Here is a 24,473-nt window from a genome sequence, read left to right as displayed (position 1 = left end):
TTATTGGATCTCCACATTTTCAAGTTGAGTCGTTACCTGATCAGCAACTTCAACCACTTCTTGAACTGGAATGTAGCTATTCGCTAACCACGCCATGCTTGAGTTAGACACATCAAGGAAGCTTTGTGGGTATAGACCAAGCCAAAGTAGACCAAACGCGCAGATCAACAATAACGCGATTTCACGTGCATTCAGATCTTTTAACGGATGTGTATAGTGCTGTTTTTGCGCTTCGTTTGGCACACCAAACAGGGCTTTGTGAATCAGGATCAGACCATACAGACCTGCAAAGACCAGACTGATTGCCGCAAGAATAGTGAACGCCGGGAATTGTGCATAAGCACCCATCAAGATCAGGAACTCACCAATGAAGTTACCCAGACCTGGAATACCGACAAGCGCCGCAACAAAGAACATCAGGAAGAATGCAAGATACGGGAACTGACCACGCATCCCCCCCATCAAACGCATGTCACGCGTATGCACACGCTCATATACCTGACCACACATAATGAACAGTGCAGCAGAGGAAATACCATGTGCCAACATCATGATCATCAGACCCTGGAAGGTCAGGATGTTACCTGCGTAAATCGCAAGTAAAACAAAGCCCATGTGGGAAATAGATGTGTACGCCAGTAAGCGTTTCATGTCGGTTTGCTGGAAAGCACACCAGGCACCGTAGAAGATACCGATTAAACCCAGAATGATCGCGATATCTGCAAACTGAGCCGAAGCTGCCGGGAAGAACGGAATCACGAAACGCAATAAACCGTACGCCGCAGTTTTAATCAAGATACCTGCAAGGTCAACAGAACCCGCGGTTGGTGCTTGCGCATGCGCATCTGGTAACCAGCCGTGTAATGGGAAAACTGGAAGTTTTACCGCAAAACCGATGAATAAACAGATCATGAATGCATAAGCAAGCGCTGGAACCTGAGCGTCAAGCGTATTCGCCACACCTAATAAATAGTTGTAGTCGAAACGGATTTCGCCAGTCATGGTATAGCCTACAGTCACCAGACCCAGGATACCAATCAGCATCACCAAACCGGCAACCTGCGTGTAAATGAAGAACTTGTTTGCTGCATAAACACGTGACTTGCCTTCTGCCCCTTTATGACCCCAAAGGGCAATCAGGAAGTAGATCGGCACCAGCATCATCTCCCAGAAGAAGAAGAACAGGAACAGGTCAATCGCCAGGAATACACCGATCACACCACCCAAAGACCATAAAAGGTTCAAGTGGAAGAAACCAACGTTCTTTTGAATCTCACCCCATGAACAGCCGACTGCCAGCACACCCAGGAGTGCAGTCAAACCAACCATAAGAAGTGATAAACCATCCACGGCTAAGTGAATGTTAATGCCAAGGGTCTGAATCCAAGGCAGTTTGAATTCGGCAGCCCACGAAGGTGTCGCAGCGCCTAATTCATAGTTATAGGTACCAGTCTGCCAAAGGACGATGGTCAAAACCAAAGTCACCAGCATACCGATTAGCGCGATATAACGCGGCAAGTGTTGGTCGAGTTTATCGACCAACCAGCATATGAAACCTGCAATGAACGGAATGAGGATCAGAGCCGGCAAAATAATATTGTTTGGAGCTTCCATTTTATTTCCCCACGACCTGAATCACGATCAAGATCATCAGTAGGACAACGACACCGAGCCCCATACTAGATGCATATTCACGCAGTGAACCGGTTTGACGTGAACTTGTAAAGCTGTGACCACTTTTGACCAGTGCAGGAAGTACTAGCCATAAGCCATCAATTGGATCACGACCGAACAATTTAGCGAACAGCAAATATGGCTTGACGAAAATCAGGTCATAAAGCTTGTCGAAACCTAATGCATTACGGCAGATATTGACCAGACCCGCACCCACAGAAGTGGCAGCAAAACGTTTGACTGCATTGTAAGCAAAAGCGAACAGCACCACACCGACCACAAGACCCGTCAATGCAACAGCAATGGCGATGTATTCAGCACCATGTGCACCTGCTTCAAGCGCTTCAGGAATAATGAAGGCTGGAATTTGGGCTGCATCTAGAATGCTCATCACGGGTGCTTTCAGTACGATTGCCAGACCTGTCGAAAGGACAGCAAGAATCGCCAGTGGCGCCCAGTAAGTTGCACCTTTGATTTCATGATAAGGCGTGTTTTCTTTGCCGAAGAATACCACCCAGATTAGACGGAATGTATAAATCGAGGTTAAGAAAGCACCTGCAACACCGACCCAGTACAGCGTGTTATACACTGGTAAACCAGCAATATGACTTTGCGTCCAGACTGCAGCAAGAATTGCGTCTTTTGAGAAGAAACCAATGGTCAGGAATGGAATCGCTGCCAAGGCACCGCCACCAATCGCGAAACATGCAAACAGGAATTTGTTCTTGTAGAACAAACCGCCCATCTTGAAGATGTTTTGTTCGTGATGGTAAGCCAAAATCACCGCACCAGACGACAAGAACAAGAGTGCCTTGAAGAATGCGTGAGTCAGCATGTGGAATAGACCCGCCTGGTATGCTTCAGCACCTACTGCCATAAACATATAACCGAGCTGACTCATGGTTGAGTAAGCCAGAATACGTTTAATGTCGGTCTGAACCAATGCAGCAAAACCAGCTACAAGCAAGGTCACCGCACCTGTGATCGAAATAAACACCATCACTTCTGGCGCAAGTTCAAAGACTGCAAACAGACGGCAGCACAGGTAAACACCCGCCGTTACCATGGTTGCAGCATGGATCAATGCAGAAACAGGTGTTGGACCTGCCATTGCATCGGCCAACCATGTTTGTAATGGGATCTGTGCAGATTTACCTGCCGCACCCAAGAACAATAACAATGCTGTCCAGATGGTCAGCGAAGAACTTTGCGTCATTACAGTCGCTGCATTTTCAACGATGTACTGAATGTTCAAAGTACCGAATTGCTGGAAGATCAGGAACATGGCAATCAGCAGGAATACGTCACCGATACGGGTAACAGTAAACGCCTTGATTGCCGCCAGACCATTTGCAGGGTTCTGGTAGTAATAACCAATCAGCAGGTATGAACACAGACCTACACCTTCCCAACCTAAGAACAATAACGCCAAGTTATCGCCAAGCACGAGAAGCAACATGCTTGCAACGAACAGGTTGAAGTAAGAGAAGAAACGTGCAAAGTCTTCTTCACCGCGCATGTACCATGATGCAAAGATGTGAATTAAGAAACCCACACCTGTCACCATGCCCAGCATTAGTAAAGACAAACCGTCGAGCTGCAAGCTGATGCCCGGTGCAAAACCACCGACATTGAACCAGGTCCACAGGTGCTGAACATAGAGTTCTTTACCATTGTTAACAAAGTCCAGACCTGCAATCAGTGCAAACAGTGCCGATAAACCAACAGCACCGACACCAATTATCGCTGCAACATTTTCAGGAAGCTTGTTGCGCCCCGCCGCTAACAGGACAAAACCAATGAGCGGAAATAAAATTGTTAGATATAAATAACTCATCCGCGCATCTCACTAGCAGCATCCACATCCAGGTGATGGAAGCGATGATAGAACTGAAGGACGATCGCAAGACCAATACAAGCCTCTGCCGCAGCAAGCGTCAGGATCAGGATAAACATGATCTGACCATCTGGCTGTGCCCATGCACTGCCCGCCAGGACGAACGCCAAAGCAGCAGCGTTCATCATGATTTCAAGGCTCATTAAAATAAATAGTAGGTTGCGTCGCACCATTACACCGTAAAAACCCAGTGCAAAGAGAATAGATGCAACGATCAAACCATGCTCTAAAGGGATGTTGCCCATTATTCTTTTTCCTCTTCTGCATCTGGCTCACGTTTACCCAAATGGAATGCAGCTACTAATGCAGCAAGCAATAACATCGCGGCAACTTCAACCAACAACAAGTACTGCGTAAAGAGTGCTTGACCCACGGCTTTCGGGCCCACCATTTCCACACCCATTACCAGTGAAGGCTGTGCGTAATCAGAGTTTAATACCCATACCAGTACCAGACCGATCAGGAAGCTCATCAGCGCCGGATAAGCCCAAGCCGATGAAGTTAACCATTTACGTTCTTGTTCAACGGTTTGTTCACCCAGATTCAGCATCATCACCACGAACACGAACAACACCATGATCGCGCCAGCATAGACAATAATTTCGAGGGCAGCCGCGAACGGCGCACCAACGATCATGAACATGCCTGCAACAGCAAGCAAGGATACGATCAGGCTTAATAAAGCATGTACCGGATTCGCGTTAGTCACCACGCGAACCGTAGAGACAATGGCCACAAGGGCCATTAAATAAAATGGCCACATCATGGTAATAGACTCCGTACATCAACAGGTGCACTTTCACGCTGTGCTTGACCTTTGTCCTTGCCTGCAACTGCCATACCGGTGACACGGTAGAAGTTATAGTCAGGATATTTACCAGGACCAGAAATCAGCAAGTGTTCTTTTTCATAGACCAGGTCTTGACGAACATATTCACCGAGTTCGAAATCCGGGGTCATTTGAATGGCTGTGGTTGGACAGGCTTCTTCACACATACCGCAGAAAATACAACGTGAGAAGTTGATACGGAAAAACTCCGGATACCAGCGACCATCTTCACGTTCTGCTTTTTGTAATGAGATACAGCCTACCGGACAGGCAACCGCACACAGGTTACATGCAACACAACGCTCTTCGCCATCAGGGTCACGCGTTAATACAATACGACCACGGAAACGTGGTGGCACGATTTCTTCGGCCGGCACTTCTGGATATAAAATCGTGTCACGTTTACGCGTTACATGGCTAAACACCATCCAAAGCGAACGAACAATCGATCCAAATCCAGCTAGAAATTTAAACATTTTGTTCTCCCTGCCCTTACCACAAGATCACGGCACCAGTCACCAACAGGTTGACTAGAGCTAATGGCAAGCAAATTTTCCAACCAAAGTTCATTACCTGGTCATAACGTGGACGCATTAATGAACCACGTGCCAACACGAACATCATTACAAAGAATGCTGTTTTGATAATGAACCAGAATGCTGCTGGAAGGAACGGAATTTCAAGGTTGAATGGCGCGAGCCAGCCACCGAAGAATAACGTCACGATTAAAGCAGAGATCAGTACTACGTTGACGTATTCCGCAACGAAGAACATCCCCCACTTCATGCCGCCGTATTCGACATGATAACCTTCAGCCAGTTCTTGTTCTGCTTCTGGTTGGTCAAATGGATGACGATGCGTCACCGCAACACCCGCAACCACGAAGATCAGGAAGCCAAGGAACTGAGGCACCACGAACCAGACATCACGTTGTGCTTCAACGATTTCACGCATGTTGAATGAGCCGGCAATTGCCACCACACCCATCAGCGAGATCCCCAGGAACACTTCATAAGAAATGGTCTGAGCCGCAGAACGTAAACCACCGAGTAAGGCGTATTTGTTGTTGGATGACCAGCCACCGAACAGTACTGCATAGACTGCAATACCTGCCATTGCCATAAAGAACAACAGGCCGATGCTCATGTCTGCCACACCTAGATAAGGTGAAACAGGAATAACCATGAACGACAGCACAGCAGTTGCCATCGCAACTGCTGGCGCCATACGGAAAGTCAGTTTGTCAGCAAATTTTGGTGTCCAGTCTTCCTTGAACATGATTTTCAGCATGTCGGCAACAATCTGGAACATACCGCCCGGACCGACACGGTTCGGACCGTAACGGTCTTGCCACAAGCCGAGTAAACGACGTTCAATAAAAGACATCAACGCAGCGATCAGTACTACAACCAGCAAGATCACAATCGCTTGAATGACTGAATAGGCAATTGGCCAGTTTTCAGCCCACAGCGGCGTTTGACGGATTAATTCTTGTTCCATGAATTACACTCCTACCGCGACTGAAACAGGCTCTGCAAGAGATACCGTCGGTGCCAGACCGATTGGGTAGCCAATATAACCTGTCGGTAAATATTCAATCACTTGAACTGGAAGAACGATTGACGTCTCACCTGCTTTCACCGTGATTGTCTGACCATCTTGAACATTTAAGCGTGCTGCATCCTGCTCACCCACTGCAAATACCGCTTCAGGAATACGTGTTTCCATTGCTGGTGTTTTTACGGTGAATTCACCTGAACCAAAAATATGGTGCATTGGAACTAGGCGGAAGCTTTCAGCATTAACCAAAACAGGTGCCGGTGCAACAAAGGTACGTGCCGGAAGTTTTGCCAAACGGTCGAATAAACGAACGCCTGAATCACCACCTTTCAAATGACCACCGACATTGTCCTGGAATTTGTTCCAGGCTTGCGGCGAGTTCCAGCCGGCAGACCATGCAAATGGTACCAGTGCTGAAGGTGTTTGAGTTCCGACATAACCTTCCATCGAGAAGGTTAATGCAGAGTCTTTGTCCACTGGCTGTTTTGGCTCATGGACAGACAATGGCGCGCGCATCGAAGTACGACCTGAGTAACGACGTGGTTCACGTGCTACTTTAAGACCATGGACACGGAAGCCCGCATCTGGTGCTACATCCAAAATACCGTCTAAAGCAGGTACATTTTTCGCAACTGACTCGATCACATCATCCAGCAACGTCCAAGAAATCGCTTTGCCTTTCACGCCTGTTTCCAGAGCGTGTAACCAGCGCCAAGATTCTTTGATTGCCAATTCAGGATTGTAGTAGCTCGGGTCATACACTTGGTAGAAACGTTGTGCACGGCCTTCTTGCGATACCACCGTACCATCACCTTCAGCAAAGCTTGCAGCAGAAAGCACGATGTCGGCTTTTTTCACTGTTTCAGTTTCAGAGTGATCTAAAACAATCACGTCTTTGCCTGAAAGTGCAGCATCCACTTGTGCAGCAGGTAGACGACGATACAGATCGTTTTCAACCACGATCACTGCATCATAATCTTGTGCAAAGGCTTGCTCTAAGCTTTGACCACCGAAGATTGCCATACCCATCGAGTTCACTTCAGGAACTGTCAAGGTCAAGCCTGCATTACCCAGATTTTGTGCAACTTGTGCAGCAGCTTCCATGATTGATGCATCTTGTAAGCTGGTACCCGAGATGATCAATGGTTTTTTCGCAGCTTTTAAGGTGTCGGCAATCGTTTGTGCAAATGCTTTCGCATCGTCATCTAAACCGAGAATTGCTTCACCCTTCACGCCCGCAGCAACAGCAAAACCTAAACGCGCGATGTCGTTTGGAGAAGCAACCACTTCGCCTTCCGCTACGTCAGACAAACGGGTTTGTGTCGCAGCCAGGATGTAAATCGGAGATTTCGCATCTTGAGCAATACGTTGTACCGGCTCAGCCAGCCATTCCTGGGTACGACGTTCCGCTGCCATCTCTTTGCCTTTATTTTTCGCAGCTTGGCGAACAGATAAAGCCATACGAGGCGCAGTTTGGGTTAAATCTTCACCTAAGATCAGAACTGCATCATAGCTTTCAATTTCACGCATATTCGGGTTGTAAACACCCTCGGTTTGCATGATTGAAGCTGCAAGTTCAACCAGATTTTGCTCTTTTTGAGATAAACCTGTTGAGAAGTTCTCTTGACCCACCAACTCACGCAGCGCGAAGTTTGATTCAAGTGATGCACGCGGTGAACCAATCCCCAAAACTTTTTTGTCCTGGATATTTGCAATGACCGTATCAAGTGCTGCATCTACTGAAACAGTTTCTACAGTCGCACCTTTACGGAATTGTGGCTGACGCGGACGGTCTTCGCGGTTCACATAACCTGTACCGAAACGGCCTTTATCGCATAGGAAGTATTGGTTAACTTCACCATTGAAACGGTTTTCGACACGGCGAAGTTCACCATAACGCTCACCCGGAGAGATGTTACAACCTGAAGAACAGCCTTGGCATACGCTTGGCGCATATTGCATGTCCCATTTACGGTTATAACGTGCCGAATGAGTTTTATCGGTAAATACACCTGTTGGACAAACTTCAGTCAGGTTACCCGAGAATTCAGATTCTAAAGTGCCTGATTCCGGACGACCGAAATACACACGTGATGCGTTGGCATACACGCCGAAGTCCGTACCACCTGCATAGTCTTTGTAATAACGCACACAACGGTAACAGGCGATACAACGGTTCATTTCGTGAGAAATGAATGAGCCAAGCTCTTGGTTGTAATGGGTACGTTTGGTGAAACGGTAGCGACGACGGTCATGCTGCGTCATTACGGTCATATCTTGTAAATGACAGTGACCACCCTCTTCACAGACCGGACAGTCGTGCGGGTGGTTGGTCATCAAGAATTCAACAATCGAAGCACGGAAATCTTTTGCTTCTTTGTCTTCAATCGAAATGTAGGTATTGTCAGATGCAGGCGTCATACATGACATGACCAAACGACCACGGGTATCTTCCGGATTCGCGTATTGAGTCACGGCACATTGACGGCAAGAACCGACAGAACCTAAGGACGGATGCCAACAAAAGTATGGGATATCAATGCCAAGACTCAAACATGCTTGTAGCAAGTTTTCCGAGCCGTTGACTTCATACGATTTGCCATCGACATGAATTGTAGCCATAGTCGAATTCCTTAAGCTTGTTCTACGGAGCTAACTTGAGCAGCGGCATTCACCACCTTCGCTTCAAATTCGCCACGGAAATGTTTGAGTGCGCCCATGAGCGGTTCCATTGCACCCGGTGCGTGGGCACAGAAAGTTTTACCGATCCAAAGCTTACGCGTTAACTCTTGTAAGTGATCGATATCTTCCTGTTTACCTGTGCCATTTTCCAGCGCTTTTAACGCTTTCACTGCCCAAGGCAAGCCATCACGGCAAGGGGTACAGAAACCACATGATTCGCGTGCAAAGAATTCTTCTAGGTTACGTGTTGCTGAAACCATACATTGGGTTTCATCAACCACCATGAGCAGACATGTTCCCAAACGAGAACCTGCTTTCATGATGCTTTCCGCATCCATCGGAAGATCGATATGCTCGGCCGCCAGGAAGTCCGTTGATGCACCACCCGGTAACCATGCTTTCAGCGTTAAACCATCGCGCATACCACCCGCGTGATCTTCAATCACTTCACGCGCAGTCGTACCAAAAGGCAATTCCCATAGACCCGGGAATTTCACTTTACCTGATGCACCATAGATTTTCGTACCTGGATCTTTCGATTTGCCCGCAGACAAGCCGATATACCATTCAGGGCCACGCAGCATGATGGCGGGTAAGTTGTTGTAGGTCTCTACGTTGTTGACAATCGTAGGACGACCCCAAGCACCTGCAACTTGCGGGAATGGCGGTTTGGTACGCGGGTTGGCACGACGGCCTTCAAGCGAGTTAATCAATGCAGTTTCTTCACCACAGATATAACGACCTGCACCGGTATGCACGTGTAACTCGAAGTTCCAGCCGGTACCCAGGATGTTATCCCCTAAGTAACCTTTGGCACGAACTTGCTCAAGCGCTTCATTTAAGTACTGAGCCGCTTCGATGTACTCGCCACGGATAAAGATATAACCATGGGTTGCTTCAAGCGTATAACCCGCGATCAGCATCCCTTCGATCAGTTGATGTGGAAGATCTTCCATCAACAAACGGTCTTTGAAGGTACCTGGTTCCATCTCATCGGCATTACAAATCAGGTAACGTGGACCTGAATTGTCATTTGGCGCCATTAGTGACCATTTGATGCCTGCCGGGAAGCCTGCACCACCACGACCTTTAACAGTCGCCGCTTTCACCACGTCCAATACATCTTTAGGCGACATCGACAGGGCTTTTTTAAAGCCTGCATAACCTTCGAGCGCTTCGTAATCATCTGCATTACGTACGTTCGCTTGTTTGCTTAAACGCCATGTGAGTGGATGCGTTTCCGGGTTACCGTCGCCATAAATTGGTTTTGGTTCAGTATTCATACATACTTCTCCAACAGCTGTTTCACCGAAGTCACTTCAACCAGACCGTGCGTGTCTTCATCAATCATTAAGGTTGGGCCTTTGTCACAGTTGCCCAGGCAGCAAATTGGCAGCAAGGTAAAGCGACCATCTGCAGTCGTTTGACCAAACTGAATGCCTAATTCGCGCTGGAATGCTTCTGCCAAAGTTTCCGCACCCATCAAGAAGCACGCAATCGAATCACATAACAAAATTACGTGACGCCCGACTGGCTGACGGTAAATACGGTTATAGAAGGTTGCCACACCTTCCAGATCTGCAACGCTCATGTTCAGCATTTGCGCGATGGCATTCATTTGCGCATCATCTACCCAGCCATTACGGCGTTGTACACACTTTAGCGCGTCCAGACACGCCGCACGTGGGTATGGATAGTGCCCCATGTGATGTTCGATATCGTGAATTTCGTCCGCAGTCAAAATTCCTTCAACGTTCACACGTGGCTTTTTATCAGTCAAAATCATCATAATGCGTTTACCCCTTAGCGATCCACGTCAGCCATTACGACGTCAATGGTCGCTAAATAAATGATTAAGTCAGACATGAGGCTGCCGTTAATCACAGAAGGCATTTGCTGTAAATGCGTGAAGGTTGGTGTACGAATACGGGTACGGTAACTCATGGTTGACTTGTCTGAAGTCAAGTAGTAGTTCGACGCACCTTTCACCACTTCCGCCATCACAGATGCTTCACCCGCCGGCATTACAGGACCCCAAGATACGCTTAAGAAGTGCGTAATCAAGGTTTCAATATCTTGTAATGTCTTGTCTTTTGGTGGTGGAACAGCCAGTGGATGGTCTGCTTTGTACGCACCAGACGGCATGTTGTCTAGACATTGCTTGACGATTTTCAGTGATTCTTCGATTTCACGGAAGTGAACCATGACACGTGCATAAGCATCGCCTTCGTACTCTAAAGGAACCTCGAAATCGTAATTTTCGTAGCCGCTATACGGACGATATTTACGAACGTCAAAGTCAATACCTGTTGCACGAAGACCAGTACCGGTTACACCCCAAGCCAATGCAGATTTAGCGTCATATTGCGCTACACCTTGGGTACGACCCATGAATACAGAGTTGCGTAATGCAGCTGTGTAGTATTCATTCATACGCTTCGGCATCCAGTCGAGGATTTCGCGAATGAGGTGCTGCCAGTTGTTTGGAAGGTCGTGCGCAGTACCGCCAATACGGAACCAAGCTGGGTGCATACGGTAACCCGTGATCGCTTCAATCGCGTCATAAATCTTTTGACGGTCAGCGAACATATAGAATACTGGGGTCATACCGCCGGCATCCTGAATTGCAGTACCAATAAACAACAAGTGGTTATTGATACGGAACAATTCCGACATCATCACACGGATACATTGCGCACGGTCCGGTACAGTAATGCCCGCCATTTGCTCCACGCCCATCACATAAGGCATGTTTTGTGCACAACCACCCAAGTAGTCGACACGGTCTGTATACGGAATGAATGAATGCCAGGTTTGACGTTCAGCCATCTTTTCCACACCACGGTGGTGATAACCGATATCAGGCACACAGTCTTTCACTTCTTCGCCGTCCAGCTGCAAAATCACACGGAATGCACCGTGCGCAGATGGATGGTTAGGCCCCAAGTTCAGGAACATGAAGTCTTCATCGGCATTACCGCGCTTCATACCCCAATCTTCAGGCACGAAACGCAGATGTTCCTGTTCGTAGTCCTGCTTGGCCTTGTCTTGCAAATACGGGGTATATTCAGTCGCACGTGCAGAATATTCTTTACGTAGCGGATGACCTTCCCAATAGGTTGGCAACAAGATACGACGGAGCATTGGATGCCCTTCGAAATTGATCCCAAACATATCGTAAGCTTCACGTTCGTACCAGTTGGCATTTGGCCAGATGTTGGTTGCCGTCGGAAGATTCAGATCACTTTCAGCTAAGGCAACCTTAATACGAATGTCAGTATTACGCTCGAGCGACAACAAGTGGTAGAACACTGTGAAGTCAGACGCAGGTAAACCGTCGCGGTGCGTACGCAGACGCTCATCTACCGCAGACAAGTCGAACAACATCACGTAAGGACGTGATACTGTACGCAAGAACATTAAAACTTCTTGTACACGTGCGCGCTCAACCCAGACTGTCGGGAAATCCTCGAAAGTCGTTTGCACATAGAAGTTCTCACCAAATTTGGTTTTGAGTTCTTCAATGATGGCAAATGCTGGGCGTGAATCAACTGGTGTTGATTCTGGCATAGCAATGTCAGTTTCAGCCATTGGCTTGGCTTCCTATTTAATACAAATTCAGTCAACCTAAACGACAATTACACCCATAGCGGGTGCAGCAAAAAAGACCAGTCGTTTAAATTATTTAATTTCATCCATAGAGCGCAAGTTCTTCACAGCAACACGCTGATCTTTCTTACGGTCACGTTCCGGCATCATCTTTGGCTTATACACTGGCTTAAGATCATCACCGATCACCGCAGAAAGCGGACGACGCTCGAGTTGAATCTGGTCTTGCAACAGCATTAATGCCTGAATCAAAGCTTCAGGACGTGGTGGGCAGCCGGGAACATAAACATCGACCGGGATGATTTTATCCACACCTTGTACCACTGAATAAATGTCGTACATCCCACCTGAGTTGGCACATGCACCCATTGAAATGACCCATTTCGGTTCAAGCATCTGTTCATACAAACGTTGAATGACAGGCGCCATTTTCACAAAGCAGGTACCCGCCACAATCATTAAATCCGCCTGACGCGGTGAAGCACGAATCACCTCGGCACCAAAACGTGACAAGTCATGCACACCGGTTAAGGTCGTCGCATACTCTACATAGCAGCATGATGTACCAAAGTTAAACGGCCAAACTGAGTTTTTACGACCCCAGTTGACTGCTGTATGTACCACATCCTCTAAACGAGTCATGAATACATTCTTATTCACTTCTTCTTCAAGTAACGGATCTTCTACAAGGATACGCTCTTGAAGTGGATATTGATCAGCATCCGGATTCGCACGGGTTAATGTATATTTCATCCCGTCTTACTCCTTATCAGATGATTTAGCCGGTGAGCTTTTCACACGACCAGAGGATTGAGCTGGGATTTGACCTGTAGGGTCGATTACCAATTCTTCAATTGAGTTAAAGCGCGTAATTTCTGCTAGATCCATATTTGGCGAACCAATCTTAGCTTTAATTCCTGCGGCTTTACGTTTGTCTGAAGGTGCCCAGTTGAGTGCGCCTGTGGATAATTCGTAAACCAAACCAACAAGTAAAACTAAAATAAAGATAGCTGCAGTTGCAAAACCAATCCAACCTACTTCACGAACAGAAACCGCCCATGCATATAGATAAAGTGCTTCTAAATCAAACACCACGAAGAAAATTGCAACTAAATAGAACTTTGCAGACAAGCGGATACGAGCCCCACCTGCACCAACAACACCTGACTCAAACTGCTCCTGCTTGGCACGGCCCCATGATTTACCCCCGAGGAGTAATGGGACGGTCAGCATAAAGACGCATAAAAATGTAACGCCGATCACGAAGGCAATAATTGCCCATTCGTATGGAGTAATAGCACTCATGCGGGGATAACTCCTGGCAGGCCTATTTGTTAACAAAGAATGTATGTATTGGCCTTCAAATACACCAAACACAAAATTAATCCCGCCAATTGTACCTGATTTTGGATTTCACTTGCTAGTTTATAAGCCTTAGTCTTTGGGATGATTTTTTAGGTATTTCAGCATTTAATTTGCGTTTGATCTCTCAACATCCGATTTAATCGTTTTATTGGATTAAGTTTTAATTTTCTATTAATTTTTCTATAAACAGTATTCCTGAAAAATAAATCCATTTCAGATCATTCTTGCTTGGCCTCTGGCTTAGATATAGCCCCTTTCACGACCAAAGCAAAGAAAAATCAGACAAAAACTTATTCTATCCATAACTTTCAGCGGATAAAGCTTTTGATTTAATTTGATATTTAACATGATTTTCACATTTTAACTTGGATTAAAGCACTTTAAGCCCAGCCTCACTCAAGGCAAGCAATTGTATCTTTTTGCAACACACCCAACAGACTGATTCAGAATATGTTATTTGTATTTCTAAGCCACATAATGACATTAATAAAGTAACAATAAGGAGTCCTTGCATGTCTCTACGCTTCTCGCATAAGCCAAATTATTTTTTATTTGCCCAGTTACTGGTGCGACATATCCAAGATTATGTTCAGAAACACCCCAATATAAGTCAGGTCGCTTTTGACTTGCGCGATATCCATGCACTGTTTCAAGAGGATCATGCCTCTTCCAGCATTAATCTGGATGGCATCATGAATATTGCCGATGAATACAAAGTCGAAACTTTATCTGGTGATCAGAGGCTGATCCAGCGCTATAGCATTGATGGAAAAAATACCAAGCTAATGATCGACTTCAATCCTGAAGCCCTGCATGGCCTAAAAGAAGGCAAACCATTGATTGAGCCGGATGCCACCATTCAGGAATAAAATTCTTCCCCAATAAAAAAAACGATGCTCAGGCATCGTTTTTTTATAACTCAAAAGCATTTATATAACATCAAGCTGAATGATCACTGATTTCCTCAGTCTTTTCTGCCAACTTGCGCTTGCTCTTCTTTACATAACGCTGTGCAGGCCAGCTCATGATAAAGCGCGCACCCCCCAAGCTCGGACTTTGATCCACATGAATCTTGCCACCAAACCAGTACGCAATCCGGCTAACAATGGATAAACCCAAACCATAACCACCCGAAGCACGGGTACGGCTGTCATCCAGTCGGGCAAAGGCTTCAAAGACCCGGGCACGATCCACTTCCGGAATTCCCGGGCCATCATCTTCAACAGAGACATAAGCCTGACCATCCTGATCCAGACCACCACTGATCAGCACCTTATTGTCGCAATAACGCACCGCATTGCCGACCAGATTCTGAATTACGCGATGCAGATAACGGCGCTCTGCCTCAACCACCACATCAGGCATTGAATGTAGCTCAATGATTTTCTGGGTTTTTAATGCTTCAGTTTCCAGAGCTACCTGATTCAGCACTTCAAACAAATTGACCTTTTCAAACTCGATCGAAGGCATGCCCTGTTCTAGCTTGGCATAGGTCATGATCTCGTCAATCAGGGTATTCAGCGCCTCAATATCTTTATCAATCTGTTCGACCTGTTGCAGACGATAATCGTAATCATCTTCATCTGCCATCATTTCCACACCAAAACGAATCCGCGCCACTGGTGTACGAAGTTCATGCGACACCGCACGCATCAATTCACGCTGGGCTTCAATCAGTCGCTGAATATGATCAGACATATTGTTAAAGCTAGAGGCCAGCGTTGCCATTTCGTCACTTCCTTCTACAGGAAGACGCAATGACATATTACCGGTTTTCATTTTGTTTAAGGCATAGCTGACTTCACGCAACTTGCGCTGCATCGGCACCAGCAAACCATACACCCCCAGACTTAGCACAAACAGGCTCAATAAAGTAATACCGGTGGCCAACTGGAATGGCATCCAGTTAAACAATGGCACCGGCCCCATCACCAAGACTTGTGAGGTCGAACCTGGAATTGGCGAAATAATTGAAATGGTGGTGCCACGGATTGAGGCACTATCCCGATACAGGATAATACTGTGATCAAGACGCAAGCGCCCGATCTGCTCGGAATCTAAAGGTAAGCTCTGTACGTTTTCAATCGATACCGGATAAGAAAAATGATCCTGAATAGCGGACAGATATTCTTTTTCCTGACCCGGATAATAGACCAGATAATCCAGAATAAAGACCGGCAGCGCCTTCATCTGGCGCTCGGTAATACTGTCGGCCTTTATATACAGGTAATGATTCGGGTCATCGCGCAGCCCCACCACAATATAGGCAATGCCGGTTTTGGCATCCCAGCGCACCACGGCTTTACGATCTGCAATACGGCGACCTTCAGCACGGGTGATATCCACCTTACTGGCTTCTACATAGTGAATTGGCAATTCCAGCAAATCAGAAGCATCGGAAACCCAATCCATCTTTTGCTGAAGATTTGGCTGGCGCGCGACACCCTCACTGATGATATAGGCCATACCATCAGTCAGAGACTCACGATATTCTTGCGCACGCTGATAGTTGATAATCTGTACCAACAGATAGCCGAACACAGCCACCAACACGACAAGGATGACGAGTCCTGCGTATATACGCAAAAATATACTGTGTTTAAACACCTATAGTTTATCCCGCTCGTTCAAGCAACAACGTACATTTGCTTAAATACCATTAGTTTCTTTAACGAATAGATAACCTTTACTACGCACGGTTTTAATACGCTTCGGATTCTCTGGATCGTCACCAATTTTTGGACGGATACGCGAAATACGCACATCGATTGAACGATCCTGACCATCATATTCGATGCCACGTAAACGCTCGAAAATATCTTCGCGGGAAAGAATACGGCCAGCATTTGATGCAAGCAACCACAACAGGTCATATTCCGCACTGGTAAAATCAACCAGATCACCATTTAAAGTAACTGAACGACCACCATTGTCGATGACCAGATCATCAAATTCGATACGCTGTGCCACTTCATCTTCAGGCACCTTGTCCGTACGACGCAGTAATGCACGAATACGTGCCAGCAATACACGTGGTTGTACCGGTTTAGCGACATAGTCATCGGCACCCATTTCCAGACCCAAGACCTGATCCATGTCCTCAGTACGCGCAGTCAACATCAAGATCGGTTGATGATAATGCGGGCGCACTTCACGACAAATGGTCAAACCATCCGCTCCTGGTAACATCACATCCAGCACCACCATATCTGGCTGCTCAGCGATAATCCGGCGAATGGCACGGTTACCATCCGGCTCCACCCCAACCTCAAGTCCATTACGAATGAGGTATTCTTGCGTTAAACGAGCAAGACGCTCATCATCTTCAACAATTAAAATCTTGGGTAACTTTTCTTCTTGGCTCATGTATTGCCCCTTATTTGGTGGATCTACGCTATAGGCGTATCCTTTTGAAATCCAATAGATACGTTTTTAATATGCTTGCAATATACACACGTTTACATTGTAAACAAGATAGCGTTCACCAAACTGATACATCAAGATAGCATTTTGTAATATTTTATCGTGCATTTTTTGGGCAACTATGCTTGAAACAGTGATTTAGATCTGATTTGTGATTTACACAACTATTACATGAACAAAATATGACTGCTTGATTCAGCACTTTTTAGTTATCCACAATGTTATCTATAAGCACTTTCTCGGGACTTTGTTATGCTATGCCTTGCCTGATAAGGCTTATACAAAAATCAATAAAAATAGCGATATTTTTACAAGGATTAAAGCAAAACTTAAGAAAAATATTTAGCTAAATGTCAATATTGATCTACCCTAAATTTTCCCGTATCTTGTGTTCAATTAATTTTAAAACCACTAGGTCTTGTGTTTATTCCTCAAACACTGTGCATGAAACTTGCCCAGTTCAAACGGTCCATAAACATAAAAATAGATGACAATGGAGCTATGCTAACATGAGCGTAATCACTTCAACTCCTGGTCAACTTCAGGTGATTAAACGCACCGGTGATGTTGCCGCTTTTGATGCAGAAAAAATTTCTGTCGCAATTGGTAAAGCGTTTTTGGCGGTTGAAGGCCAGCAAAGCGCTGACTCGAGCCGGATCCATGATCGTATCGAGCAACTGACGGAAATGGTACTGAATACCTTTAAACGCCGTTTACCTTCTGGCGGAACGATTCATATCGAAGAAATTCAAGACCAAGTTGAACTTGCGCTAATGCGTACGGGCGAACAGAAAGTTGCACGCTCTTATGTCATTTACCGTGAACAACGTTCTGAAGCACGTAAACAGTTAGGTGCACACCATCACCCGACCCTGCAAATTACCGATGCTGAAGGCCAACTTAAGCCACTTGATTTAAGTGCTTTAACTGCGCATGTTACTAAAGCAGCAGAAGGCCTTGAAGGAATTGATGTACAAGCCATTGTCGATGAGACCGTGAAAAACCTGTACAACGGTGTAAAAGAATCTGACATCTCCACCACCATGATGATGGCCACCCGTACCCGGATCGAGCAAGAGCCGAACTACACCTATGTGACTGCACGTTTGTTGCGTGATGATCTGGTGGCGACTGGTTTGAAATTCCTGGGTCTGCCTACGGATACGCATGAAGGTGAAGCACTTGAAACTTTCCTGAAAAAAGGGATTGAGCTTGAGCTTATTTCACCAGAACTGCTTAACTTTGATCTGGCGAAACTGGCAGCGGCGATTCAACCAGAACGCTCAAACCAGTTTACCTACCTAGGTCTACAGACTTTATTTGACCGCTACTTCATCCATTCCGATGGCGTACGTTTCGAATTGCCGCAATTGTTCTTTATGCGTGTTTCTATGGGCTTGTCGCTCAATGAAGAAAACCGTGAAGAACGTGCCATCGAGTTCTATAACTTGTTGTCTAGCTTCGACTATATGGCATCGACGCCTACCCTGTTTAACTCAGGTACGCTTCGTCCACAATTGTCGAGCTGCTACTTAACCACCATTGATGATGACCTGTATGATATTTATGGCGCAATGCGTGATAACGCCATGCTGTCTAAATGGGCAGGCGGTTTGGGTAACGACTGGACACCAGTGCGTGCTTTAAACTCTTACATCAAAGGCACCAATGGTAAGTCGCAAGGTGTAGTTCCGTTCCTGAAAGTCGCGAACGATACGGCTGTTGCGGTCAACCAAGGTGGCAAGCGTAAAGGTGCAGTTTGTGCATATCTTGAAACCTGGCACCTGGACATTGAAGAATTCCTGGAACTTCGTAAAAACACCGGTGATGACCGTCGTCGTACCCACGACATGAACACAGCGAACTGGGTTCCTGACCTGTTCATGCAACGTGTATTCGAAGATGCGGAATGGACATTGTTCACACCTTCTGAAACCCCAGATCTACATGATTTGACCGGTGCAGAATTCGCTGAGCGTTATGCTTACTACGAAGGTATTGCCAAAGAAACAAACATGCTGCACAAGAAAATCCGTGCAAAAGATTTGTGGCGCAAAATGCTGTCGATGTTATTTGAAACTGGTCACCCGTGGATCACCTTCAAAGACGTATGTAACTTACGTTCACCACAGCAACACGTTGGTGTAGTGCACTCTTCTAACCTGTGTACCGAAATTACGTTGAACACCAGCAAAGAAGAAATCGCGGTATGTAACTTAGGTTCGATCAACCTGGTTCAACACGTGCAAGGCGGTGTACTGGATCGCGAAAAACTGGCACGTACAGTAAAAACTGCTGTGCGTATGCTCGATAACGTGATTGACATCAACTACTACGCTGTTCCACAAGCACGTAATTCAAACCTGAAACATCGTCCAGTCGGTATGGGTATCATGGGCTTCCAGGATGCTTTATACGAAATGAACCTGGCGTATGGTTCTGATGCTGCTGTTGAGTTTGCTGATGAATCAATGGAAGTGATTTCGTACTACGCGATTTCAACTTCAAGTGATTTGGCTGTTGAACGTGGTACCTATGAGACATTTAAAGGTTCATTGTGGGATCAAGGTATTTTACCAATCGACTCACTGGATCTGGTTGCAAAAACACGTCCTGAACGTATGTTCGAAGTTGACCGCACTCAACGTTTGGATTGGGACACTTTACGTGCCAAAGTTCAAAAAGACGGTATGCGTAACTCAAACGTGATGGCGATTGCGCCAACTGCAACGATTTCTAACATTTGTGGCGTGTCTCAATCGATTGAGCCTACTTTCCAGAACTTGTATGTGAAATCGAATCTGTCTGGCGAGTTCACCGTGATTAACCCGTACCTGGTACGTGCGTTGAAAGAACGTGACCTTTGGGATGCAGTAATGGTCAACGACCTGAAACATTTCGAAGGCTCTGTACAGAAGATTTCCCGTATTCCTGAAGAGCTTAAAGCCATCTTCGCGACTGCATTTGAAGTAGATACACGTTGGATCGTAGATGCTGCATCACGCCGTCAAAAATGGATTGATCAGGCTCAGTCTCTGAACCTTTACATCGCTGGTGCAAATGGTAAAAAACTGGACATCACTTACAAGATGGCTTGGTTACGTGGTCTTAAGACGACTTATTACCTACGTGCATTGGGTGCGACTTCTGCTGAGAAATCGACCATTAACACTGGCGCACTAAATGCGGTTAAAGCGACTGCAACTGCAGCACCTGTTGCAGCAACCGCTCCGGTGGTTGAAGCGAAAAAACCTGAAGCTCCTGCAGAGGAAGAAGGTTTTGCGCAAGCAGCGCCAGTGCCAATGGCATGTTCAATTGACAATCCTGATTGTGAGGCTTGTCAGTAATTAACTAAAGGTATCTACATCAGAATAAAGGCTACCTCTGTAGCCCTAACTGATAAATCTTCAAAACATGGGCTACATGTAGCATAGATTTTCTTGAAAGAGGATTTATGAAGAAGAAAGATGTCTTTGGTAAAAAGCTTAAGCTAACCAAACAGGAAAAAAGGGATCACAAAAGTCGCATGGAGAAGTTTGAAACAGTTTCTCTATATTGGACTCAATTCCTAAGACTTCTCAGTGGTTTCGATAGATTTTTAGCTGTATTGGGAAACATAGTATTCCCTACACAGCAAACTAGGCAAAAGCTGTTTGAATTTGCTTCTAGATTGATAACCAAATTTTGGTGGTTTATGTTAACCCCCATTGTTTATCAATTAATAAGTTATCAATTCAGTTTTCATGCTTTACCAAATGGCTTCTTTTACTAAGAAGCCATTTATTAAAAAAGGAAACATCAATGCCCCATATGACCCACAACTACATGTTAGGACTTGCGGCATTGCTGATTTCCTTTGGTATTACCTTTTACGCACCGATTGCTTATTTCTGGTTCAAAGTTCGCCAGCAGCGTAAGCAAAATAAGTAGTGGGGATTGTGCTTGTGTCTAAATTCACAACACTCATCGACAAAACTTAATTTTGCTTAAACAAATTGAGCGTATAGTAAGACATCTCAGCCAAGCTGAATGTCTCATAAAAGATATAAAGCAACGTAGAGAGAATTGATATGTCTATCCTAAGTTGGGACGATTTCGAAGATGATTCGCAAAAACCGGCTGCTCCTGAACAGCAGCCTGCGCCCGTCGAGCCGCAAAAAGCGACTAATTCACAGATGGTATCTGATGCAGGCAACGCATCGCCGGATGTGGCAGCTGCACAACCCCTTAGAGCCACTCAAAACCGAGGATCAAATCCAACCGATTCGCTGGCAAGAGCATCTGCTTCCCTAGAACAACTTGATGTTGCTCCAGGTCTGGAAGAGCTTGAAATGGGTGCGCAGCGTGTACAGGTTGATGACAAGGCGATGATCAACTGTCGTGCCGACTTGAACCAGCTGGTACCATTCAAATACGAATGGGCTTGGCAAAAATATCTAGACGGTTGTGCCAACCACTGGATGCCGCAAGAAGTCAACATGAACCATGACATCGCACTTTGGAAATCTGAAAACGGCCTGACTGAAGATGAACGTACCATTGTCATGCGTTCACTCGGTTTCTTCTCGACTGCCGATTCACTGGTTGCAAACAACTTGGTATTGGCGATTTACCGTCACATTACCAACCCTGAATGCCGTCAATACATCTTGCGTCAGGCATTTGAAGAAGCGATTCATACACATGCTTACCAGTATTGTATCGAATCGCTCGGTATGGATGAAGGCGAAGTCTTCAACATGTACCGCGAAGTTCCGTCAGTGGCACGTAAAGCAGCGTGGGGTCTGAAATATACCCAGTCTTTAAGTGATCCTACTTTTAAAACCGGCACACCTGAAAATGACCAGATCCTGCTGCGCAACCTGATCGCGTTCTACTGTGTACTTGAAGGGATTTTCTTCTACTGCGGTTTCAGCCAGATCCTGTCGATGGGCCGTCGTAACAAGATGAATGGTGTTGCCGAGCAATTCCAGTACATTTTGCGTGATGAATCCATGCACCTGAACTTCGGTATTGATATGATTAACCAGATCAAGATCGAAAACCCGGGTCTATGGACAACCGAGTTCCAGGAAGAAATCATTCAGATGATTCTTGAAGGCACAATGCTGGAAATCGAATATGCACGTGACACGATGCCACGTGGTGTATTGGGTATGAATGCGGGCATGATGGAAGAATATCTGAAGTTTATTGCCAACCGTCGTCTAGCGCAGTTGGGTTTGCCTGAACAGTTCGCTGGTGTGAATAACCCGTTCCAGTGGATGTCGGAGATGATGGACTTGCGTAAAGAGAAGAATTTCTTTGAGACGCGTGTTACGGATTATCAGACCGGCGGTGCTTTAAGCTGGTAAGTCAAAAAGAAAAAGTTTAGTGAAATCCCGCCCCAGTAGCGGGATTTTTTATATGAAATATAGCCTATTCAATGCATAAAAAAACCGACCATCTACATTAAAAATATTATAAAAAATAAGTGCCTAAATATACTATTATGATATTATCCACATGAATTTAAAAACAATTTATAAATTTAAACACAAAGAAAGAGGGTGAAAATGAAAGGGGTTATTTTAGATTATTCAGTGCAGCATAATGCTGGTGTGATTAGTGGCGACGACCAAAATCGGTACAATTTCACCGGTGCAGAATGGCGTGGACAGCACCCGCCTGCTCGTGGAGATCAAGTGGATTTCGATATCGATCCTACAGGGAATGCCATTCAAATTTTTACAGCATTAGGTCACAGCAATCCTGTACAAAATATTTCCAAGCAATTAGACAAAATTTCTGATCAGAATAAAGCTGAAGAACAATTCAATATGATTGATTGGTTTGTAAAGTGTTTAAAAAATTATGCGACGTTTATAGGGCGTGCTCGTCGTAAAGAATTCTGGTTTTTTACCTTAGTCCAATTTATTTTATTAATTATTGCTCAAATTATTGATGCAGTCATTGGAACTGAGTTTGTACTTTATGCCTTAGTAGTTTTAGCGTTATTTATTCCAGGCTTAGCAGTAACGATACGTCGTTTACATGATATTAATAAATCCGGTTGGTGGCTTTTAATTGCACTTATCCCGCTTATTGGCAGTATTTTATTAATTATCTGGCTAGCAACAGAGACCAAACAAGAAACCAATGAATGGGGGCAGCCTGCCAAATAACTTGACCAAAAAGAAAGGGCGATATCGCCCTTTCTCTCAATGAAAACTTAACCATACTTTCGTGCAAAATCTTCATCGGAAGTACATAGGTACATAATAAACTCAATAAATGCAATGATTGCCGGAATAAATGTCCAGAAGAAAATTAGATAGACAATTCCCCAACCGATACGACCTAGATAAAACTTATGTATACCAAATCCACCCAAGAAAAATGCGAGCAATGCCGCAACAATTCGATTTTTTTGCCCGACTTGATTGGTAAAGGGATTAGGAGCCGATACTAAATAAACGTCTTTGGCTTGTCCCTGCCCTAACACCTCAAAATCTACACGTTGTCCACGTGCTGGTAGCGCTTGGCCTCTCCATTCACTACCAGTAAATTGATAACGATTCTGATCATCCCCACTAATAATACCGGTATTATGCTGCACTGAATAATCTAAAATAGATCCTTGCATTATTATCTCTTTTTACGTGTTATTTACATGTTAAATTATAAGCATTCCACTATAGAAAAAATACTATATTTCAAATTACTATTGAAATAAAAAGATTTTCTATTTACTTACTTCTTCTCTACTTTAATTAAATATTATGAATAAAAAAACCGCCATTAATGGCGGTTTTTTTATTGAATGATTATTAAATTATTTCATCTTTTCAACGATTTGTTCAGCTTTCTTCAAATGTGCAGCAACCGCAGTACGGGTTTGCGTCAGCATATTCTTTAACTCTATATTTTTAGCATTTGAAATCAACTGCTTGTCGAGCATTGTCACCACTTTACGATGGACTTCAACTTGACTCATCATATAGTCCTTATCTATTACGGATGACTGACTCAGTTTGGCCACCACCTTATCACTATCATTTTGCAATCCAGTACTGAGAGTGCTGGTTTGTGGCGTTAAATTTAAACGATTTGCCAAGGCTTGAGCTTTTTTCTCATTTGCTGAATGATCATTAATCATCATTTGGGCATACTTGCGGGCTTCATCTGTCTTCAGTTTAGGCAGGGCTGTTTTTGCCTGCTTAATCTCACCGTTGTTCGCTGTACTTAATACCTTAATCACCTGACTGTCAGTTAAAGTCACACGACTGTCATTCGACACTTGGGAATGCTGTTGAGCAGTATTCTTAGATTGTTGATTCATTGCCATAGTTTGGCCTGCAGCAAAAACCAATACACCACTGACTGCAGCACACTGAATCATCTTCTTCATTAAAATAGCTTTCATAATGGCATCCTTTTAAGGTTTTATTGATT

22 protein-coding genes are annotated in these 24,473 nt (G+C 45.2%); 6 read left to right on the top strand and 16 right to left on the bottom strand.

Features of this window, described 5'->3' with window-relative positions:
* The 12 genes from nuoM to ndhC form a co-directional block, all read right to left on the bottom strand.
* On the bottom strand, positions 1–1,614 hold the full coding sequence (gene nuoM / locus FTT75_RS00455) for an NADH-quinone oxidoreductase subunit M (protein WP_100329150.1): 1,614 nt from the start codon (positions 1,612–1,614) through the stop codon (positions 1–3).
* Position 1,615: 1 nt separating this feature from the next.
* A complete protein-coding gene (gene nuoL, locus FTT75_RS00450; RefSeq protein ID WP_005097915.1) occupies positions 1,616–3,511 on the bottom strand; it encodes an NADH-quinone oxidoreductase subunit L in 1,896 nt (631 codons plus the stop codon).
* Complete coding sequence (gene nuoK / locus FTT75_RS00445) at positions 3,508–3,816, bottom strand: NADH-quinone oxidoreductase subunit NuoK (protein ID WP_004280769.1); 309 nt, start codon at positions 3,814–3,816, stop codon at positions 3,508–3,510. The genes nuoL and nuoK overlap by 4 nt, the downstream gene beginning before the upstream one ends.
* A complete protein-coding gene (nuoJ, locus tag FTT75_RS00440) occupies positions 3,816–4,334 on the bottom strand; it encodes an NADH-quinone oxidoreductase subunit J (RefSeq protein WP_171063341.1) in 519 nt (172 codons plus the stop codon). The genes nuoK and nuoJ overlap by 1 nt, the downstream gene beginning before the upstream one ends.
* Entirely contained in the window at positions 4,334–4,876 is a 543-nt protein-coding gene (gene nuoI, locus FTT75_RS00435) for an NADH-quinone oxidoreductase subunit NuoI (protein ID WP_005097919.1), read from the bottom strand. The genes nuoJ and nuoI overlap by 1 nt, the downstream gene beginning before the upstream one ends.
* Before the next feature lie 16 nt (positions 4,877–4,892).
* Complete coding sequence (gene nuoH, locus FTT75_RS00430) at positions 4,893–5,900, bottom strand: NADH-quinone oxidoreductase subunit NuoH (RefSeq protein WP_005097920.1); 1,008 nt, start codon at positions 5,898–5,900, stop codon at positions 4,893–4,895.
* Positions 5,901–5,903: 3 nt separating this feature from the next.
* Positions 5,904–8,582 carry an NADH-quinone oxidoreductase subunit NuoG gene (nuoG, locus tag FTT75_RS00425; RefSeq protein WP_159516143.1) on the bottom strand — a complete coding sequence of 893 codons (2,679 nt, stop codon included), beginning with the start codon at positions 8,580–8,582 and terminating at the stop codon, positions 5,904–5,906.
* Positions 8,583–8,593: 11 nt separating this feature from the next.
* Entirely contained in the window at positions 8,594–9,925 is a 1,332-nt protein-coding gene (nuoF, locus tag FTT75_RS00420; protein WP_005097923.1) for an NADH-quinone oxidoreductase subunit NuoF, read from the bottom strand.
* Complete coding sequence (gene nuoE / locus FTT75_RS00415; RefSeq protein WP_100358017.1) at positions 9,922–10,431, bottom strand: NADH-quinone oxidoreductase subunit NuoE; 510 nt, start codon at positions 10,429–10,431, stop codon at positions 9,922–9,924. Before nuoE ends, nuoF begins: the two co-directional genes overlap by 4 nt.
* 14 nt (positions 10,432–10,445) lie before the next feature.
* On the bottom strand, positions 10,446–12,233 hold the full coding sequence (nuoC, locus tag FTT75_RS00410; RefSeq protein WP_005097924.1) for an NADH-quinone oxidoreductase subunit C/D: 1,788 nt from the start codon (positions 12,231–12,233) through the stop codon (positions 10,446–10,448).
* 90 nt (positions 12,234–12,323) lie between these two features.
* Positions 12,324–13,004 (bottom strand): NADH-quinone oxidoreductase subunit B family protein, encoded by a 681-nt coding sequence (locus FTT75_RS00405; RefSeq protein ID WP_005097925.1) that lies wholly within the window; start codon positions 13,002–13,004, stop codon positions 12,324–12,326.
* 6 nt (positions 13,005–13,010) lie between these two features.
* Positions 13,011–13,556: an NADH-quinone oxidoreductase subunit A gene (ndhC, locus tag FTT75_RS00400; RefSeq protein WP_005097926.1), complete on the bottom strand. Its 546-nt coding sequence runs from the start codon at positions 13,554–13,556 to the stop codon at positions 13,011–13,013.
* Between the two features lie 572 nt (positions 13,557–14,128).
* Here ndhC and FTT75_RS00395 point away from each other — a divergent pair.
* Positions 14,129–14,485, top strand: coding sequence for a hypothetical protein (locus tag FTT75_RS00395; protein ID WP_100329152.1), 357 nt, complete (start codon positions 14,129–14,131; stop codon positions 14,483–14,485).
* Between the two features lie 70 nt (positions 14,486–14,555).
* Here FTT75_RS00395 and bfmS read toward each other — a convergent pair whose 3' ends face one another.
* Both bfmS and bfmR read right to left on the bottom strand, forming a co-directional pair.
* Complete coding sequence (gene bfmS, locus FTT75_RS00390; protein ID WP_005097929.1) at positions 14,556–16,223, bottom strand: sensor histidine kinase BfmS; 1,668 nt, start codon at positions 16,221–16,223, stop codon at positions 14,556–14,558.
* Between the two features lie 42 nt (positions 16,224–16,265).
* Complete coding sequence (bfmR, locus tag FTT75_RS00385) at positions 16,266–16,982, bottom strand: response regulator transcription factor BfmR (RefSeq protein ID WP_005097931.1); 717 nt, start codon at positions 16,980–16,982, stop codon at positions 16,266–16,268.
* Between the two features lie 566 nt (positions 16,983–17,548).
* On the opposite strand from bfmR, the gene FTT75_RS00380 reads away from it, so the two are divergent.
* From FTT75_RS00380 to FTT75_RS00365, 5 genes are all read left to right on the top strand, one after another.
* Positions 17,549–20,386, top strand: a complete 2,838-nt coding sequence (locus FTT75_RS00380; protein ID WP_180185774.1) for a ribonucleoside-diphosphate reductase subunit alpha — start codon at positions 17,549–17,551, stop codon at positions 20,384–20,386.
* Positions 20,387–20,493: 107 nt separating this feature from the next.
* Positions 20,494–20,811 carry a hypothetical protein gene (locus FTT75_RS00375; protein WP_180185773.1) on the top strand — a complete coding sequence of 106 codons (318 nt, stop codon included), beginning with the start codon at positions 20,494–20,496 and terminating at the stop codon, positions 20,809–20,811.
* 29 nt (positions 20,812–20,840) lie between these two features.
* Positions 20,841–20,969 carry a hypothetical protein gene (locus tag FTT75_RS15765; RefSeq protein WP_257230312.1) on the top strand — a complete coding sequence of 43 codons (129 nt, stop codon included), beginning with the start codon at positions 20,841–20,843 and terminating at the stop codon, positions 20,967–20,969.
* Between the two features lie 140 nt (positions 20,970–21,109).
* Entirely contained in the window at positions 21,110–22,393 is a 1,284-nt protein-coding gene (locus FTT75_RS00370) for a ribonucleotide-diphosphate reductase subunit beta (protein ID WP_004645882.1), read from the top strand.
* Positions 22,394–22,594: 201 nt separating this feature from the next.
* Positions 22,595–23,203: a DUF805 domain-containing protein gene (locus FTT75_RS00365; RefSeq protein WP_005169600.1), complete on the top strand. Its 609-nt coding sequence runs from the start codon at positions 22,595–22,597 to the stop codon at positions 23,201–23,203.
* 47 nt (positions 23,204–23,250) lie between these two features.
* On the opposite strand, the gene FTT75_RS00360 is transcribed toward FTT75_RS00365, so the two are convergent.
* Together FTT75_RS00360 and FTT75_RS00355 are read right to left on the bottom strand one after the other, a co-directional pair.
* Complete coding sequence (locus tag FTT75_RS00360) at positions 23,251–23,664, bottom strand: TM2 domain-containing protein (protein WP_005169598.1); 414 nt, start codon at positions 23,662–23,664, stop codon at positions 23,251–23,253.
* A gap of 189 nt (positions 23,665–23,853) precedes the next feature.
* Positions 23,854–24,444 (bottom strand): DUF4142 domain-containing protein, encoded by a 591-nt coding sequence (locus FTT75_RS00355; RefSeq protein ID WP_180185772.1) that lies wholly within the window; start codon positions 24,442–24,444, stop codon positions 23,854–23,856.
* Positions 24,445–24,473 lie beyond the last annotated feature (29 nt).

Origin of the sequence: Acinetobacter sp. YH01008 (assembly GCF_013420435.1) — a bacterium.
Lineage (GTDB): Bacteria > Pseudomonadota > Gammaproteobacteria > Pseudomonadales > Moraxellaceae > Acinetobacter > Acinetobacter pseudolwoffii.
This window is presented reverse-complemented; position numbering and strand designations above follow the sequence as displayed.

Bases quoted from the DNA above. Each gene is read 5' to 3' on its own strand.
- nuoM (WP_100329150.1), bottom strand. From the start codon at position 1,614: ATGGAAGCTCCAAACAATATTATTTTGCCGGCTCTGATCCTCATTCCG.
- nuoL (WP_005097915.1), bottom strand. From the start codon at position 3,511: ATGAGTTATTTATATCTAACAATTTTATTTCCGCTCATTGGTTTTGTC.
- nuoK (WP_004280769.1), bottom strand. From the start codon at position 3,816: ATGGGCAACATCCCTTTAGAGCATGGTTTGATCGTTGCATCTATTCTC.
- nuoJ (WP_171063341.1), bottom strand. From the start codon at position 4,334: ATGTGGCCATTTTATTTAATGGCCCTTGTGGCCATTGTCTCTACGGTT.
- nuoI (WP_005097919.1), bottom strand. From the start codon at position 4,876: ATGTTTAAATTTCTAGCTGGATTTGGATCGATTGTTCGTTCGCTTTGG.
- nuoH (WP_005097920.1), bottom strand. From the start codon at position 5,900: ATGGAACAAGAATTAATCCGTCAAACGCCGCTGTGGGCTGAAAACTGG.
- nuoG (WP_159516143.1), bottom strand. From the start codon at position 8,582: ATGGCTACAATTCATGTCGATGGCAAATCGTATGAAGTCAACGGCTCG.
- nuoF (WP_005097923.1), bottom strand. From the start codon at position 9,925: ATGAATACTGAACCAAAACCAATTTATGGCGACGGTAACCCGGAAACG.
- nuoE (WP_100358017.1), bottom strand. From the start codon at position 10,431: ATGATGATTTTGACTGATAAAAAGCCACGTGTGAACGTTGAAGGAATT.
- nuoC (WP_005097924.1), bottom strand. From the start codon at position 12,233: ATGGCTGAAACTGACATTGCTATGCCAGAATCAACACCAGTTGATTCA.
- FTT75_RS00405 (WP_005097925.1), bottom strand. From the start codon at position 13,004: ATGAAATATACATTAACCCGTGCGAATCCGGATGCTGATCAATATCCA.
- ndhC (WP_005097926.1), bottom strand. From the start codon at position 13,556: ATGAGTGCTATTACTCCATACGAATGGGCAATTATTGCCTTCGTGATC.
- FTT75_RS00395 (WP_100329152.1), top strand. From the start codon at position 14,129: ATGTCTCTACGCTTCTCGCATAAGCCAAATTATTTTTTATTTGCCCAG.
- bfmR (WP_005097931.1), bottom strand. From the start codon at position 16,982: ATGAGCCAAGAAGAAAAGTTACCCAAGATTTTAATTGTTGAAGATGAT.
- FTT75_RS00380 (WP_180185774.1), top strand. From the start codon at position 17,549: ATGAGCGTAATCACTTCAACTCCTGGTCAACTTCAGGTGATTAAACGC.
- FTT75_RS00375 (WP_180185773.1), top strand. From the start codon at position 20,494: ATGAAGAAGAAAGATGTCTTTGGTAAAAAGCTTAAGCTAACCAAACAG.
- FTT75_RS15765 (WP_257230312.1), top strand. From the start codon at position 20,841: ATGCCCCATATGACCCACAACTACATGTTAGGACTTGCGGCATTGCTG.
- FTT75_RS00370 (WP_004645882.1), top strand. From the start codon at position 21,110: ATGTCTATCCTAAGTTGGGACGATTTCGAAGATGATTCGCAAAAACCG.
- FTT75_RS00365 (WP_005169600.1), top strand. From the start codon at position 22,595: ATGAAAGGGGTTATTTTAGATTATTCAGTGCAGCATAATGCTGGTGTG.
- FTT75_RS00360 (WP_005169598.1), bottom strand. From the start codon at position 23,664: ATGCAAGGATCTATTTTAGATTATTCAGTGCAGCATAATACCGGTATT.
- FTT75_RS00355 (WP_180185772.1), bottom strand. From the start codon at position 24,444: ATGAAAGCTATTTTAATGAAGAAGATGATTCAGTGTGCTGCAGTCAGT.